Below are 12,993 nucleotides of genomic sequence, written 5' to 3'. Positions count from 1 at the left end.
AGCCCCGAGAGCCGCTGAGTGCGGGGTACCCGTCGTGGCGAAGCCTGCTGGACGACAGATACCCGCACTCGACCGGCGGAACGGTAGCGTCGGAGAGCCGTCGACGAGGTACCAGGAGGTAGACCGATGTCCGAGACCGCACAGATGGTCCAGCCCGTCCCCGCGACCGCGGACCTCGCCGACGAGCACGGCGAGGCGTTGCAGTCGTGCGACGTCCAGCTCCGGCAGTACGGGGGCGTCGCCGCGTTCGCGGGCCCGGCCGCGACGATCCGCTGCTTCGAGGACAACGCGCTCGTCAAGGCGAGGCTCGCCGAGCCGGGGGAGGGGCGCGTGCTGGTCGTCGACGGCGGCGGCTCGGTCCGCACGGCCCTCATGGGCGACCTCATCGCGGCGAGCGCGGTGGAGAACGGCTGGGCCGGTGTCGTGATCCACGGCGGGGTGCGCGACACTGCCGTGCTGCGCACGCTCCCGCTCGGGATCAAGGCGCTCGGTTCCAACCCGCGCAAGAGCGCGAAGGACGGCGCGGGCGAGCGCGACGTGCCGGTGACGTTCGGGGGCGCGACGTTCATGCCGGGCGCGACCGTCGTGAGCGACGACGACGGCGTGGTGGTGCTGCCGTGAGCCCGCACGAGGCGCGCGAACGTGTCGTGGCGTGGGTCGGCGCGTACGAGGGGGCCTGGCGCGCGAGCGACACGACCGCCGTCGAGAGGCTGTTCACCCCGGACGCGACGTACCTGCGCTCGCCCTACGACGACGCGCCGCTGCACGGGCACGACGCGATCCGCGGGTTCTGGCGCGCGGACGAGGGCGCGACCTTCACGGTGACGGCGGAACCGGTCGCGGTCGAGTGGCCCGACGCCGTCGTGCGCCTCGAGGTCCGGTACCTCGCGCCGGACGAGCAGGACTACCGCGACCTGTGGGTGCTCCGGTTCGCGCCCGACGGGCGCGTGGCGCACTTCGAGGAGTGGCCGTACTGGCCCGGCAGGTCGTACACGGCGGCCGACGGGTCGTAGCGCGTCATGCGTCGAGCGCGGCCGCCTTGCGGCGCAGCAGCTCCTGCTCGCGCGCGCTCGGGCACAGCCGCACCGCGAGCGCGTACTCCGCGCGCGCCTCGGCGACGCGGCCGAGGCGGCCGAGCAGCTCGGCGCGCACGCTCGGCAGGAGGTGGAACCCGGGAAGGCGGTCCGTCGCGACGAGCTCGTCGACGATCAGCAGCCCCTCCGCCGGGCCCGCCGCCATCGCGACCGCCACGGCGCGGTTGAGCTCGACGACGGGCGACGGTGCGAGCCGGCCCAGCGCCTCGTAGAGGAGCACGACGCGGTCCCAGTCCGTCTCCTCGACCGACGGCGCGACCGCGTGGCACTCGGCGATCGCCGCCTGGAGCCCGTACGCGCCGCGGCCGTGGCCGGGCGGCCCGACCGCGTCGGCGCGGGAGAGCGCCGCGCGGCCGCGCCGGACGGCGGACCGGTCCCAGCGCCGTCGGTCCTGGTCGGCGAGGAGCACGGGGTCGCCGTCGGGGGTGGTGCGGGCGGGGAACCGGGCGGCGGTGAGCTCGAGCAGCGCGACGAGCGAGTGGGCCTCGTGCTCGTCCGGGACCAGCCCCGCGAGCACGCGCGCGAGCCGGAGCGCCTCGTGCGCGAGGTCGGGGCGGAGCCACTCCTCGCCCGTCGTGGCCGTGGACCCCTCCGTGAAGATCACGTAGAGCACGTGGAGGACGGAGCCCAGACGTTCGCGCCGTTCGTCGGCCGGGGGCACGCCGAACGGCACGCCGGCCGCGGTGAGCGTCTTCTTGGCGCGCGTGATGCGGGCCTGGACCGTCGCCGTGGGCACGAGGAACGCGCGCGCGACCTCGTCGCTCGACAGCCCGCCGACGACGCGCAGCGTGAGCGCGACGCGCGCCTCGGGCGAGAGCACCGGGTGGCACGCGACGAACATGAGGGCGAGCACGTCGTCGTCGACCTGGTCGGGGTCCCACAGGAGGTCCGCGCCCGTCGCGTCCGCGGGGTCCGACGGCGGTCCGCCGGTCGCGACGGCGCCCTCGCCCAGGCCGTGGGCGAGGGCCGCGTACCGCTCGTCGAGGGCCGCACGTCGGCGGAACGCGTCGATCGCGCGGCGCCGTCCGACGGTGAGGAGCCACCCCGAGGGGTGGCGCGGCACGCCGTCGCGAGGCCACGCGACGAGCGCCTCGGCGAGCGCCTCCTGGGCGACGTCCTCGGCGAGGGTGAAGTCGCCCGTGTACCGGGCGAGCGCCCCGACGATCCGCGCCGACTCGATGCGCCACACGGCCTCGACGGCGCGCCGGCCCGGGTCGGCCTGCTGACCCGGGCCGATACCCGGGCCGGCGCTCGCGTCGGGCGCCGTCACAGCTGGCCGGTCGCCTCGCGCCACGCCCGCTCCTTGCGGATCCACTCGTTGTCCTGCGGGAACTCGTCGATCGTCGTGACGCGGCGGACCTCGACCTTGGCCCCGGGGCCGGAGTAGGGGAGCCGCTTGGCCCACTCGACCGCCTCCTCCTTCGACGCGACGTCGAGGACGTAGTAGCCGCCGAACAGCTCCTTGGTCTCCCCGTACGGGCCGTCGGTCACGACGGGCACGTCGGACGAGAGGTCGACGACCACGCCCTGCCCGGCGTCGTCCAGCCCCTCGGCCGCGAGCAGGACGCCCGCCCGGATCAGCTCGTCGTTGAACCGGCCGATGGTCTCGAGCATCTCGTCGAACGAGACGTCCTCGAACGAGGCCTGGCTCTCGTCGGTGCCGCGCATGATGAGCATGTACTTCATCGTCGTCTCCTGGTGTCGGCGGGCCGGACCTCCCGACCCTCTCATCCTCAGGTCGAACGGGAGCCGGCGAGATCGACACGCGCGCCCGCGACCTCGCGGAGCGTGCCGAGCACGGCCCGTGCCGGAGGCGTGCCGACCACGGCCTCGCGCAGCACGGCGTGGATCGAGCGCACGGGTGCGGGCCGGACCACGGGGACGGCGACGAGCCCGGGTGGGAGGTGGGCGGCGCCGAGCGCGGGCAGGACCGTGACCCCGACCCCGGCGCCGACGAACGCGATCGCCGTGGGGTAGTCGTGCGCCTCGACGTGGAACGGCGGGCTGAACCCGGCGGCCGTGCACGCCTCGACGAGGTTGCGGCGGCACCAGCCGCGCGCGAAGTCGTTGTCCACCCAGCGCTCGTCGCGCAGCTCGGCGAGCTCGACCTCGTCGCGGTGCGCCAGGTGGTGGTCGTCGCGCAGCACGACGACGTACGGGTCGTCGAGCAGGTGGTGCGCCCGGAAGCCGCCACCCGGGTCGAACCCGCGCGGGGCGACGACGAGCTGCACGTCCGCGCGCGCGTCGGCGTCGTCGGGGATGGTCTCGCGCAGCTCCAGGTCGAGCCGGACGCCGGGGAAGTCCGCCGTGAGCCGGCGCACGACCTGCGGCAGCCACGCGGCGCCCACCGACGCGAAGTAGGCGAGCGAGAGCGAGCCGGTGCGGCCGGCGCGCAGGTCCGCGACGACGGCCTCCGCCTCGCCGAGGCGCGCGAGGACGCCGTCGGCCTGGGCGGCGAGCGCGAGCCCCGACGCGGTGGGGCGTACGCCGCGGCCGGCTCGTTCGAGCAGCGTGAGGCCGGTCTCGCGCTGGAGCGCGGCGACGTGCTGGCTCACGGCCGACGGCGTGTACCCGAGCGCGGCCGCGGCGGCCTGGACCGACCCGCTCGCGACGACGGAGCGGAAGACGCGCAGGCGATGGACGTCCAGCATTCCTCCACGATACAGCGAGACTGAATCGAGAGGTAGGAAATCTCGCTGGTGCTGAACAGTCGGTGGGGGCGACGATCGACGCGTGACCGCACCCGAGACCCCGACGACCACGCCCGTCGACGCCCCCCGGCCCGCCGCTGCGGCGACCACCGCCCGGTCCGGTCCGCCCCCCGCTCCCGGGTCGGCCCGTCGTGCCGCGCTGCCCGTCGTCCTCGCCGTCGCCGTGACCGTCCTGCTGTGGGCGTCGGCGTTCATCGGCGTCCGGGCCGCAGGCCACGACTACGAGCCCGGGTCCCTCGCGCTCGGCCGCCAGCTCGCCGGCAGCGTCGGCGTCACGGCGATCCTCGCCGTCCGGTGGCTGCGCAGCGGTACGCGACCCGTCCTCCCGCGCGGTCGCCTCCTCGTCGCCGTCCTCGCGTGGGGCGTGGGGTGGTTCAGCCTCTACAACCTCGCGCTCAACGCCGCCGAGCAGCACCTCGACGCCGGGACGACGGCGCTGCTCGTCAACGTCGCGCCCGTGCTCGTCGCGGTCCTCGCGGGCGTCCTGCTCGGGGAGGGCTTCCCGCGGCGCCTGCTCGTCGGCATGGCGGCGGCGTTCGCCGGGGTCGCGGTCATCGCGGCGGCGACGTCGTCCGGCGAGCGCGACGTGCTCGGCGTCGCCCTCGGGCTCACGGCGGCCGTCCTCTACGCGGGCGGCGCGACGTCGCAGAAGCGGCTCCTCGCGCGGGTCGACGCGCTGACGATGACGTGGGTCGGGTGCCTCGCCGGCACGGTCGCCCTCGTGCCGTTCGCCCCGGCGCTCGCGGCCGACGCCGCCGCGGCGCCGCCGTCGTCGACGTGGGCGGTCGTGCTGCTCGGGCTCGGCCCGACGGCCGTCGCGTTCACGACGTGGGGCTATGCGCTCTCGCGCCTCAGCGCGGGCCGTGCCGCGGCGACGACGTATCTCGTCCCGCCGCTCGTGGTGGTGCTCTCCTGGCTCGTGCTCGCGGAGGTCCCGGCGCCGGTCACCTTCGCGGGCGGCGCGCTGTGCCTCGCCGGGGTCGCGGTCGCGACCCTCCCGCGGCGGCGCGTCGCCCCGGTGCCCCCGGTGCCGGCCGCGCGAGCCTGACCCGGTCCGGCCGTACGACCCGGCCCGACGTACCCAGCCCGCCCGGCGCGACACGCCCCGACCCGGCCCGCCGCGGGCTCAGCCCATGCGGTCGAGGTCGGCCTCGCGCACCTCGTGCACGAGCGGCTCGCCCGCGCGGAAGCGCTCGAGCTCGTCGACGACGATCGCGCCCTGGGCGAGCCGGCCCTGCACGGTCGCGGCGGCGTGGTGCGGCGTGAGGAGCACGTTCCGCAGTCGGCGCAGCGGGTGGTCCTCGGGCAGCGGCTCGGCGTCGTAGACGTCGAGGGCGGCGCTGATCCGCCCGGTCGCGAGCTCGCGGACGAGCGCGTCCTCGTCCGTGAGCCACGACCGCGCGGTGTTCACGAGCCCCGCGTGGTCGGGCAGGAGCGCGAGCTCGCGCGCGCTCAGCAGGTGGTGGGTCTCGGGCAGCACGGGCGCGTGCAGCATCGTGACGCGACTCGTAGCGAGGAGCTCGTCGAGCCCGACGAGCGTCGCGCCGAGCGCTGTCGCCTCGGCGGGGGAGAGGGTCGGGTCGGCGACGACGACCTCCGCGCCGAGCGCGCGCAGCATCGCGATCGCCGCGCGCCCGGTGCGCGACGCCCCGACGACACCGACGCGCGTGCCCGCGATCTCGTACCGCGGGGGTGCCGCCTCGGCGCCGGCCCACGGGACGCCGTCGTGCAGGGCGTTGTGGAACGCGGGGACCTGGTGCAGCAGGGCGAGCGCGAACGTCACGGAGACCTCCGCGACCGGGCGCGCCATCGCCTGGCCCGCCTGCGTCACGCGGACCCCGCGTGCCCACAGGTCCGGCGTGACGAACGGCTTGACCGAGGCGCCGGTGTGCGCGACGAGCCGCAGCCCGGGGAGCCGGTCCAGGAGGTCGGCGTCCAGCGGCGGCGTCCCCCAGGAGATGACGAGCGCGTCGACGCTCTCGCGCACCGCGGGGCCCAGCCGGTCGAGGGCGGCGCCGAGCGCCCGCGGGTCGTCGACGACGTCGAACGGTCCCGCCCCGGCCAGGCGCTCCCAGGCGTCCGGGGCGAACAGCTCGGCGCGCAGCCACGGCGCGACCGCGACGACCGCACGGGCCGCCCCGGTACCCGGGCCGGTCTCCGCGCCGGTCTCCGTGCCGGGCGCGAGGGTCATCGCAGCCAGTCCTCGAGGTGCTCCGCGACGAGCGCGTCGTCCGCGGCCGCGAGCCACGGGTAAGACGACGTCACGCGCGTGAGCTCGTCAGCCTGCCCGGGGGAGAGGGTCTCGTCCGGGTCGAGGCACCAGATGCCGTCGAGCAGGCCCTGTCGGCGCAGCACCTCGTGCACGCCCGCGATGACGCCCGCGAAGTCGTGCGCCGCGTCGAAGACGGCCGCGTTCGCGTCGGTGAGGCCGGCCGCGCGCGCGGTGAGCGTCGCGAGGGCGGCGGCGTCGGGCACGGTGGCCTCGCCGTCGGGGCCGATGCCGTGCGCGGCGTGCGCGAGGGCCAGCGTCTCGACCGCGCCCCGGGTCCACACCGCCCACTGCCCGAGCAGGCCGCCCACGAACCGCGCGGTGAACGTCGCGGCCCGCCCCTCGGCGTCCGTCACCGGGACGTCGAGGCACTGCGTGAGGTCCGCGACGATCGCGTCGTCGTTGCCCGTGTACAGCGCGATCTCGTCGCCACGACCCGACGCGGCGACGCCGCGCAGCACGTCGATCGTCCGGTAGCGGTGGAACGGCGCGGCCTTGATCGCGACGACCGCCTCGATCGACGCGTACTCGCGCCAGAAGCCCACGGACAGGCGCGGCCCGCCGATCGCCTCCTGGAGGTAGAACCCGATGACGGGCAGCACCTCGCCCACGGCGCGGGCGCGGTCGAGCAGCACGCGCTCGACCTCCTCGCGCGAGCCGGAGAGGCCGGGCACGCGCGGGGCCAGCAGGACGGCGTCGTACCCGAGCTCCGCCGCGAGCTCGGCCTCCGCGACGGCCTGGCGCACGTCGCCGGCCGCGCCCGCGACCTGGACGAGCGGGCGGGGACCGGCGTGCAGCGAGCCCGCCGGCGCGTCGCCCGCGATCGTCGCGCGCGACACCTCGGCCGCGAGCTCGAGCACGGGCCGCAGGAGCCCGTGCTCGCGGATCTCGAACTGCGTCGTGTGGACGCCGACGGCCACGCCGCCCGCGCCCGCCGCGTGGTAGTACCGCGTGAGCGCGCGCTGGCGGCGCTCGTCGAGACGACGGTCGGCGTCGAGCGCGAGGGGCTGGGCCGGGATGACGGTCCCCGTGCGCAGGAGCGCGGCGACGTCGTCGGCGAGGCGCGGGCTCGCCACCGGTGCCGCGGCGGGGGTGGCCGTCATCAGAACGCCCCGTCGCGCACGGCGAACTTCGTCGGCTTGCCGCTCGTCGGCAGTCCGGCCGCGAGCCACTTCGCCTGCCAGTCCACGAGCGTGCGCAGCGGCACCTGCGGGTAGCCGAACAGCTCGTGGCAGCGCGTCGCGTCGTTGAGCAGGGCCGTCGGGGCGGGCTCGCCCGTGAACGACACCTCGCGGTCGAGGCCCCGCCCGAGCAGCGTCGCGAGCCGCTCGACGGAGGCCGTCTCCGGGCCCGTGAGGTTGATCGCCGTCGCGGGAGACGAGGCGAGGCCCAGCGAGCGCAGCGCGACCTCGTTCGCGTACCCCTGCCACACGACGTTGACGTGCCCGGTCGTGAGGTCCACGGGCTCGCCCGCGAGGATGGGCGACGCGACGTCGAACAGGACGCCGTACCGCAGGTCGACCGCGTAGTTGAGGCGGATCGTCACGACCTTCGTCCCGCGCGAGAGCGCGGCGTGCTGGAGCACGCGCTCGCGCCCGAGGCAGCTCATCGCGTACTCGCCGACCGGCCCGACGGGGTGCTCCTCGGAGCAGCCGCCGGACTCGACGGGCACGAGCGGGTAGACGTTGCCGGTGGAGAACGCCGCGATGGTCGAGTCGGCGTAGCGGCGCGCGACGTCGTGCACGAGCGCCGCGTTCGCGGCCCACGCGAGCGACGGCGCGGACGAGGTGCCGAACTTGGCGCCGACCATGTAGACGACGTCGGCGCCGTCGGGCAGGGCGGCGAGGTCGGCGCCGGGCGCGAGCAGGTCGGCCGCGACGACGTTCACCCCGGCGTCGCGCAGGCGGTCGGCCTGCGCGGCGTCGGACCACCGCGAGACGGCGTGCACGGCGTCGCTCGTGCGCCCGGCCGCGTCCAGTGCCCGGCGCGCGAGGACGGTCAGGCTCGGGCCCATCTTGCCGCCCGCGCCGAGGATGACGAGGTCGCCCGAGCGGGCAGCCAGGTCCTCCACGAGGGCGGGCGACGGCGTCGTGAGCAGCTCCTCGAGCTCCGCGACGGACGTCGGGGCCTTCAGGGCGGTGGTGCTGGTCTGCGTGGTCATGTGGTGAGTCATCCCTTGATGCCGGACGAGGTGACGCCCTCGACGAAGAAGCGCTGGGCCACGAGGTACGAGGCGAAGATCGGAACGAACGAGATGGTGGCGCCCGCGAGCACCATGTTGAGCGGCACGTCCTGCTGCTGGAGCGAGGCGATGCCGACGGTCAGCGTCCAGTGGTCGGTGCCCTGGCCGATGATGAGCGGCCACAGGAAGTCGTTCCAGTGCCACAGGAAGACGAACGTGCCGAGCGTCGCGAGGATCGGCTTGCACAGCGGCAGCACGATGCGCAGGAAGATGCGCCACTCCGAGGCGCCGTCGAGCTTCGCGGCCTCGAACAGCTCGTCGGGCAGGTCGAGGATGAACTGCCGCATGAGGAACACGGCCTGCGCGTTCGCGAGCGTCGGCAGGATCAGGCCCCAGTACGTGTCGAGCCCGCCCGCCTGCGCGATGAGGATGAACGTCGGGATGAGCGTCACGTGGTACGGGACCATGACCATCGCGAGGAACGACCAGAACATCGCCTCGCGCCCGGGGAACTTCTTCTTCGCGAACGCGTAGCCGGCCATCGACGCGAGCAGCAGCACCGCGACGACGGACACGACCGAGTACACGAGCGTGTTGACGAGCCAGGTGCCGATGTTGCCCGCGCCGAGCACGCGGTCGTAGGCCTCGGTCGTGAGGTTCGTCGGCAGGAGCGACGCGGGGAAGTCGATCGCGGCGGCCGGCTTCAGCGACAGCACGACCATCGCGTAGAACGGGAAGATCGTCACGACGGCGGCGAGCGAGAGCACGACGTAGCGCAGCACCTTGCCGCGCAGCGACAGGTCGCTCGCGCCCTTGCGGCCGCGCCGGGTCGCGGTGGGGCGCACGGGCATCGCGGCGCCCTCGAGCACCCGCCCGGTGGTGGTGGGGTCGACGGCGGTCACTTGTCCCTCCCGATGGCGTAGCGCTGGATGAGGGCGACGACGAGCGTGACGACGAACAGCGCGACGCCGAGCGCGCTCGCGTAGCCGAGGTCGAAGTACTTGAAGCCCTGGTCGTAGATGTAGAAGACGAGGTTGTAGCTCGCCCGGGCCGGTCCGCCGGCGGTCATCACGTAGACGAGGTCGAAGATCTGGAACGACGCCGTCGTCTCGATGACGGCGAGGAAGAACAAGGTCGGCTTGAGCTGGGGCGCGATGATGAACCAGAACCGCTTCCACGGTCCGGCGCCGTCGATCGCGGCGGCCTCCTCGAGCTCGCGCGGCAGGTCCTGCATGCGGGCGAGGAGGATGAGCATCCCGTACCCGAAGCGCGACCAGATCGCCACCATGGCGAGCGCGGGGAGCACGAGCAGCGTGTCGCCGAGCCAGGAGTCGGTCGAGAACCCGAGCGCGCCCATGAGCTTGGACCACGGGCCGTTCGTGGAGAACACCCACGTGAACACGGTCGCGGCGAGCACGAGGCTCGTGACGACGGGCAGGAAGAACACCGACCGGTAGAAGCCGGAGCCGCGGAACGAGCGGCGCACCATGAGCGCCATGAACGTCGAGATCGCGAGCGACACCGGGACGATGAGCAGGCTCAGCACGACCGTGACGCGCAGCGCGGACCAGAAGATCGGGTCGTCGACCATGCGCCGGAAGTTCTCGACGCCCGTCCACTCGGCGCCGACGCCGATGGTGTAGTCGAAGAAGCTCAGCGCGACGCCCGCGATGGCGGGGCCGAACCGGAACAGCAGGAACAGCAGGAACGCGGGGAGGGCGAACAGCAGGCCGATCCTCGCCTCACGGCGCTCCAGGACGCGGCGGGTGCCGCCGCGCGGGGGCTTCGGCGCCGGGCGCCGGTCGGCCCCGTCGGCGGTGAGCCCGTCCGAGGTGGGGGCGGTCGCGGTCATGGGTTCTCCTCTCGTACCGCGAGGGGTGCCGCGGCGCGGGCGGCCAGGGGGAGGGCCGCCCGCGCCGCGACGTCGGTCAGCCGAGCAGCGGGTCTGCCGCCGCGGCTGCGTCCTTCAGAGCCTGCTCCGGCGTCTTCTCGCCGATGAGCGCGGCCTGGATCTCCGGGGCGAGGACGCCCATGACCTCACGGGACTTCTCGTTGACCTCGCCCGCGGTCGTGTACTGGAGGGTGTCCTCGAGCGCCGAGAGCACCGGGTCGTCGGCGTAGAGGCCTGACTCGCTCTCGTACGGCGAGAACCAGCCCGCCGCCTTCGCGTACTCGGTGCTCACCGCGGGGGACGTCGCGAACGCGGCCCACTTGCCCGCGGCGTCGAGGTTCTCCGCCGTCTTCAGCACGGACAGCGAGCCGACCGTGCCGAACGCGACCGCCTCGGCCTGCTTGAGCGGCGGGAGCACGACGACGTTCTCCTCGCCCCAGAAGCCGGCGACGTCGGCCGGGCCCTGCTGCCAGGTGCACGCGATCTTGCCCTTGGCGGTGTTGGTCTGCTCGAACGCGGGGATCGTCGTCAGCAGGTCCTTCTCGATGTACCCGCCCTCGGCGAGGTCGACCGCGAACTGGAGCGCCTCGATGCCCTCGGGCGAGTCGAACGCGACCGACGAGCCGTCCTCGGAGAAGACGGACCCGCCTGCCTGCCACAACAGCGGGTAGAAGGACTCGTTGAGCGTCGCGTCGACCGAGCCCCAGTAGTTGGTGACGTCGTAGCCGGCGGCCTGGAACGTCGGCGCGAGCGCCATGAGGTCGTCCCACGTCTCCGGGTAGTTGCCGGCCTCGCCGACGGCCTCGAACGCCGCGGCGTTGCACACGAGCGGCTTGCTGTTCATGATCAGCGGCGAGCCGAGCATCGCGCCGTCGACCGTGACGGCCTTCGACGCGTTCTCGCGCAGGTCGCCCACCTGGTCGGTGACGTAGTTGTCGACCGCGGCCAGCGACTTGCCGTACTTGGGGATCTGGTCCGGGATGAGGTAGACGACGTCGGGGCCCTTGTTGCCCGCGATGGCCGTCGCGAGGGTCTCGTCGCGACCGGCCCACGGGTAGATCTCGACCTTGACGTCGACGTCGGGGTTCTCCTCCTGGAAGGCGGCGATCTGCTCGTCCCAGAAGGCCTTGTGGGCGGCCTCGTCGGCGATGACGGGGTAGGTCCACATGGTGACGGAGCCGGACGCGGCGCCGTCCTCGGGGGTGGGGGTGGAGCTGCCGGCGCCGGCACCGCCGGCGCAGGCGCTCAGCGCGCCGAGCGTGCCGACCGCGAGAGCGGCGGTCCAGAGGCGCTTCGTCGTGCGCAGGGTCATCGACGTGTCTCCTTGGTGAGGTCCCGCCAGGGTGGGCGGGTGGGGGGTGGGGTGGTGCTGTGCGGTGTGGTGCTGTGGAGGTGCGGGGTGGTGCGGTCGTCGCGCCGGACGCGTCAGCGGGCCGGGACGTCGACGACGGTGCGCCGGTGGCGCGACTCCTCGGCCGCGAACACGGCGAGGTGGCTCTGGAGGGACTCGACGGCGCCCGACCGGACGTGGCTCGGGTCCCCCGTCGCGACGGCGCGCACGAACGCGTCCATCACCCCCGAGTCGCCGCCGCCGTGGTCGTCGGCGGCGTTCGTGGCGCCGTGGTGGCCGCCGTCGTGCACGGTGACGCTGCCGTCGCGGAAGTCGGTCACGCGGACCTTCTCGCCGTCGCCGTCGAGGCACCCGTGGGTGCCGAAGATCTGGGTCTTGCGGTGGTCCTGCTCGGAGAACGCGGTCATGGTGAACGTCGCCGCGCCGCCGCCCTCGAGCTCCATCGCGACGACCTGGTGGTCGACGACGTCGTTGTCGGAGCCGTAGACGCAGCGGCCGTAGTCGGTCGTGCGCAGGGCCTCGACGACGCCCGCCTCGTCGGTCGCGTCCGTGATGACGGAGACGGGCCAGATCGGGCCCTGCTCGCGCAGCGTCGTGAGGTAGAGGCGCGGCGCCGAGTACGGGCACGTGGGCTCGAGCGGGCAGTCCAGGCAGCGGTCCGCCGCGCCCGCGGGGCGCTCCTCGGGCCGGAAGTGCTTGAGGGAGCCGAAGCTCGCGACCGTCGTGATCCGCTTGCCGGTGACGTAGCGGATCCAGTCGAGGTCGTGGCTCGACTTCGCGAGCAGCATCGGGCTCGACGTCTTCTCCGAGCGCCACGGCCCGCGGACGTACGAGTGGGCGTCGTGCCACCAGCCGACGGGCTCGAGGTGCTGGACGTTGACGATCTCGCCCAGGACGCCTGAGTCGACGACCGACTTCACGAGGTCCGTGTACGGCATGTAGCGCATCACGTGGCACACGCCGAAGAGCACGCCCGACGCCTCGACCGCGTCCACGACGTCCCGGCACTCCTCCGGGCTCGGCGCGAGCGGCTTCTCGACGAGGATCGCGTACCCCTGCGGCGCGAGCGCGACGACGGGGTCGCGGTGCTCGCGGTCCTGCGTCGCGACGATGACCATGTCCGCGAGCCGGCCCGTGCCCCCTGCGGCCCGGTCGGCCTCGCCCGCGGCGACGAGGTCCTGCCAGCCGGCGAACTCCGCGACCTGCGCGAGCTCGACTCGCGGTTCGACAGCGAGCGTCGCGCCCGACTCGGTGCCCGAGGCGAGGGCGTGGGCTGCGGAGAGGCCGGCCTGCGCCGCGACGGCCTGGTCGACGACGAGCCCGCGCTGGTGGGGCCGGGGGTCGGCGACGGCGACGAGACGGGCACGGTCGGGGTGCTCGGCGATCCAGCGCGCGTACGTCTGACCACGGTTGCCGGCGCCGACGAGGGCGACGGTGACAGGCTGGGGGTTCGGGGTCACGTGTGCGGTCCTTGCTCCGTTGCGATGGTCCTGCG

13 protein-coding genes are annotated in these 12,993 nt (G+C 74.4%); 3 read left to right on the top strand and 10 right to left on the bottom strand.

Going from position 1 to position 12,993, the window contains the following annotated elements; translation table 11 throughout:
• Window positions 1-126: 126 nt before the first annotated feature.
• The gene (gene rraA / locus FIC82_RS17675) at window positions 127-621 is read left to right on the top strand and encodes a ribonuclease E activity regulator RraA (protein ID WP_168732058.1); all 495 of its coding nucleotides are present in this window, start codon (window positions 127-129) and stop codon (window positions 619-621) included.
• The gene (locus FIC82_RS17670) at window positions 618-1,013 is read left to right on the top strand and encodes a YybH family protein (protein ID WP_168732057.1); all 396 of its coding nucleotides are present in this window, start codon (window positions 618-620) and stop codon (window positions 1,011-1,013) included. The genes rraA and FIC82_RS17670 overlap by 4 nt, the downstream gene beginning before the upstream one ends.
• A 4-nt stretch (window positions 1,014-1,017) precedes the next feature.
• On the opposite strand, the gene FIC82_RS17665 is transcribed toward FIC82_RS17670, so the two are convergent.
• The 3 genes from FIC82_RS17665 to FIC82_RS17655 are packed head-to-tail and all read right to left on the bottom strand — an operon-like array spanning window position 1,018 to window position 3,745.
• Window positions 1,018-2,364, bottom strand: a complete 1,347-nt coding sequence (locus FIC82_RS17665) for an RNA polymerase sigma factor (RefSeq protein ID WP_418884332.1) — start codon at window positions 2,362-2,364, stop codon at window positions 1,018-1,020.
• Window positions 2,361-2,780, bottom strand: coding sequence for a YciI family protein (locus FIC82_RS17660; RefSeq protein ID WP_154799358.1), 420 nt, complete (start codon window positions 2,778-2,780; stop codon window positions 2,361-2,363). The genes FIC82_RS17665 and FIC82_RS17660 overlap by 4 nt, the downstream gene beginning before the upstream one ends.
• Before the next feature lie 47 nt (window positions 2,781-2,827).
• Window positions 2,828-3,745: a LysR family transcriptional regulator gene (locus FIC82_RS17655; RefSeq protein WP_154799357.1), complete on the bottom strand. Its 918-nt coding sequence runs from the start codon at window positions 3,743-3,745 to the stop codon at window positions 2,828-2,830.
• Between the two features lie 82 nt (window positions 3,746-3,827).
• Between FIC82_RS17655 and FIC82_RS17650 the strand changes: the two genes are divergently transcribed.
• The gene (locus tag FIC82_RS17650; RefSeq protein ID WP_253691253.1) at window positions 3,828-4,853 is read left to right on the top strand and encodes a DMT family transporter; all 1,026 of its coding nucleotides are present in this window, start codon (window positions 3,828-3,830) and stop codon (window positions 4,851-4,853) included.
• Between the two features lie 78 nt (window positions 4,854-4,931).
• Here the strand turns inward: FIC82_RS17650 and FIC82_RS17645 are convergent, their stop codons facing one another.
• The 7 genes from FIC82_RS17645 to FIC82_RS17615 form a co-directional block, all read right to left on the bottom strand.
• Window positions 4,932-5,996 (bottom strand): hydroxyacid dehydrogenase, encoded by a 1,065-nt coding sequence (locus FIC82_RS17645; protein WP_154799356.1) that lies wholly within the window; start codon window positions 5,994-5,996, stop codon window positions 4,932-4,934.
• Window positions 5,993-7,177: a dihydrodipicolinate synthase family protein gene (locus FIC82_RS17640; RefSeq protein WP_154799355.1), complete on the bottom strand. Its 1,185-nt coding sequence runs from the start codon at window positions 7,175-7,177 to the stop codon at window positions 5,993-5,995. Before FIC82_RS17640 ends, FIC82_RS17645 begins: the two co-directional genes overlap by 4 nt.
• Window positions 7,177-8,235, bottom strand: a complete 1,059-nt coding sequence (locus FIC82_RS17635; RefSeq protein WP_216609927.1) for an NAD-dependent epimerase/dehydratase family protein — start codon at window positions 8,233-8,235, stop codon at window positions 7,177-7,179. The genes FIC82_RS17640 and FIC82_RS17635 overlap by 1 nt, the downstream gene beginning before the upstream one ends.
• 8 nt (window positions 8,236-8,243) lie before the next feature.
• Window positions 8,244-9,158 (bottom strand): carbohydrate ABC transporter permease, encoded by a 915-nt coding sequence (locus FIC82_RS17630; RefSeq protein WP_253691252.1) that lies wholly within the window; start codon window positions 9,156-9,158, stop codon window positions 8,244-8,246.
• The gene (locus FIC82_RS17625) at window positions 9,155-10,108 is read right to left on the bottom strand and encodes a carbohydrate ABC transporter permease (RefSeq protein ID WP_082140951.1); all 954 of its coding nucleotides are present in this window, start codon (window positions 10,106-10,108) and stop codon (window positions 9,155-9,157) included. Before FIC82_RS17625 ends, FIC82_RS17630 begins: the two co-directional genes overlap by 4 nt.
• Window positions 10,109-10,184: 76 nt before the next feature.
• Complete coding sequence (locus FIC82_RS17620) at window positions 10,185-11,459, bottom strand: ABC transporter substrate-binding protein (protein ID WP_087471177.1); 1,275 nt, start codon at window positions 11,457-11,459, stop codon at window positions 10,185-10,187.
• A 113-nt stretch (window positions 11,460-11,572) separates the two neighbouring features.
• Window positions 11,573-12,958: a Gfo/Idh/MocA family protein gene (locus FIC82_RS17615; RefSeq protein WP_168732055.1), complete on the bottom strand. Its 1,386-nt coding sequence runs from the start codon at window positions 12,956-12,958 to the stop codon at window positions 11,573-11,575.
• Window positions 12,959-12,993 lie beyond the last annotated feature (35 nt).

Source organism: Cellulosimicrobium protaetiae (assembly GCF_009708005.2).
GTDB classification, from domain to species: Bacteria; Actinomycetota; Actinomycetes; order Actinomycetales; family Cellulomonadaceae; genus Cellulosimicrobium; species Cellulosimicrobium protaetiae.
Note: the sequence above shows the minus strand (reverse complement) of the source record. Positions and strands in the feature narration are given on the sequence as shown.

Bases quoted from the DNA above. Each gene is read 5' to 3' on its own strand.
- FIC82_RS17660 (WP_154799358.1), bottom strand. From the start codon at position 2,780: ATGAAGTACATGCTCATCATGCGCGGCACCGACGAGAGCCAGGCCTCG.
- FIC82_RS17640 (WP_154799355.1), bottom strand. From the start codon at position 7,177: ATGACGGCCACCCCCGCCGCGGCACCGGTGGCGAGCCCGCGCCTCGCC.
- FIC82_RS17635 (WP_216609927.1), bottom strand. From the start codon at position 8,235: ATGACCACGCAGACCAGCACCACCGCCCTGAAGGCCCCGACGTCCGTC.
- rraA (WP_168732058.1), top strand. From the start codon at position 127: ATGTCCGAGACCGCACAGATGGTCCAGCCCGTCCCCGCGACCGCGGAC.
- FIC82_RS17645 (WP_154799356.1), bottom strand. From the start codon at position 5,996: ATGACCCTCGCGCCCGGCACGGAGACCGGCGCGGAGACCGGCCCGGGT.
- FIC82_RS17625 (WP_082140951.1), bottom strand. From the start codon at position 10,108: ATGACCGCGACCGCCCCCACCTCGGACGGGCTCACCGCCGACGGGGCC.
- FIC82_RS17620 (WP_087471177.1), bottom strand. From the start codon at position 11,459: ATGACCCTGCGCACGACGAAGCGCCTCTGGACCGCCGCTCTCGCGGTC.
- FIC82_RS17655 (WP_154799357.1), bottom strand. From the start codon at position 3,745: ATGCTGGACGTCCATCGCCTGCGCGTCTTCCGCTCCGTCGTCGCGAGC.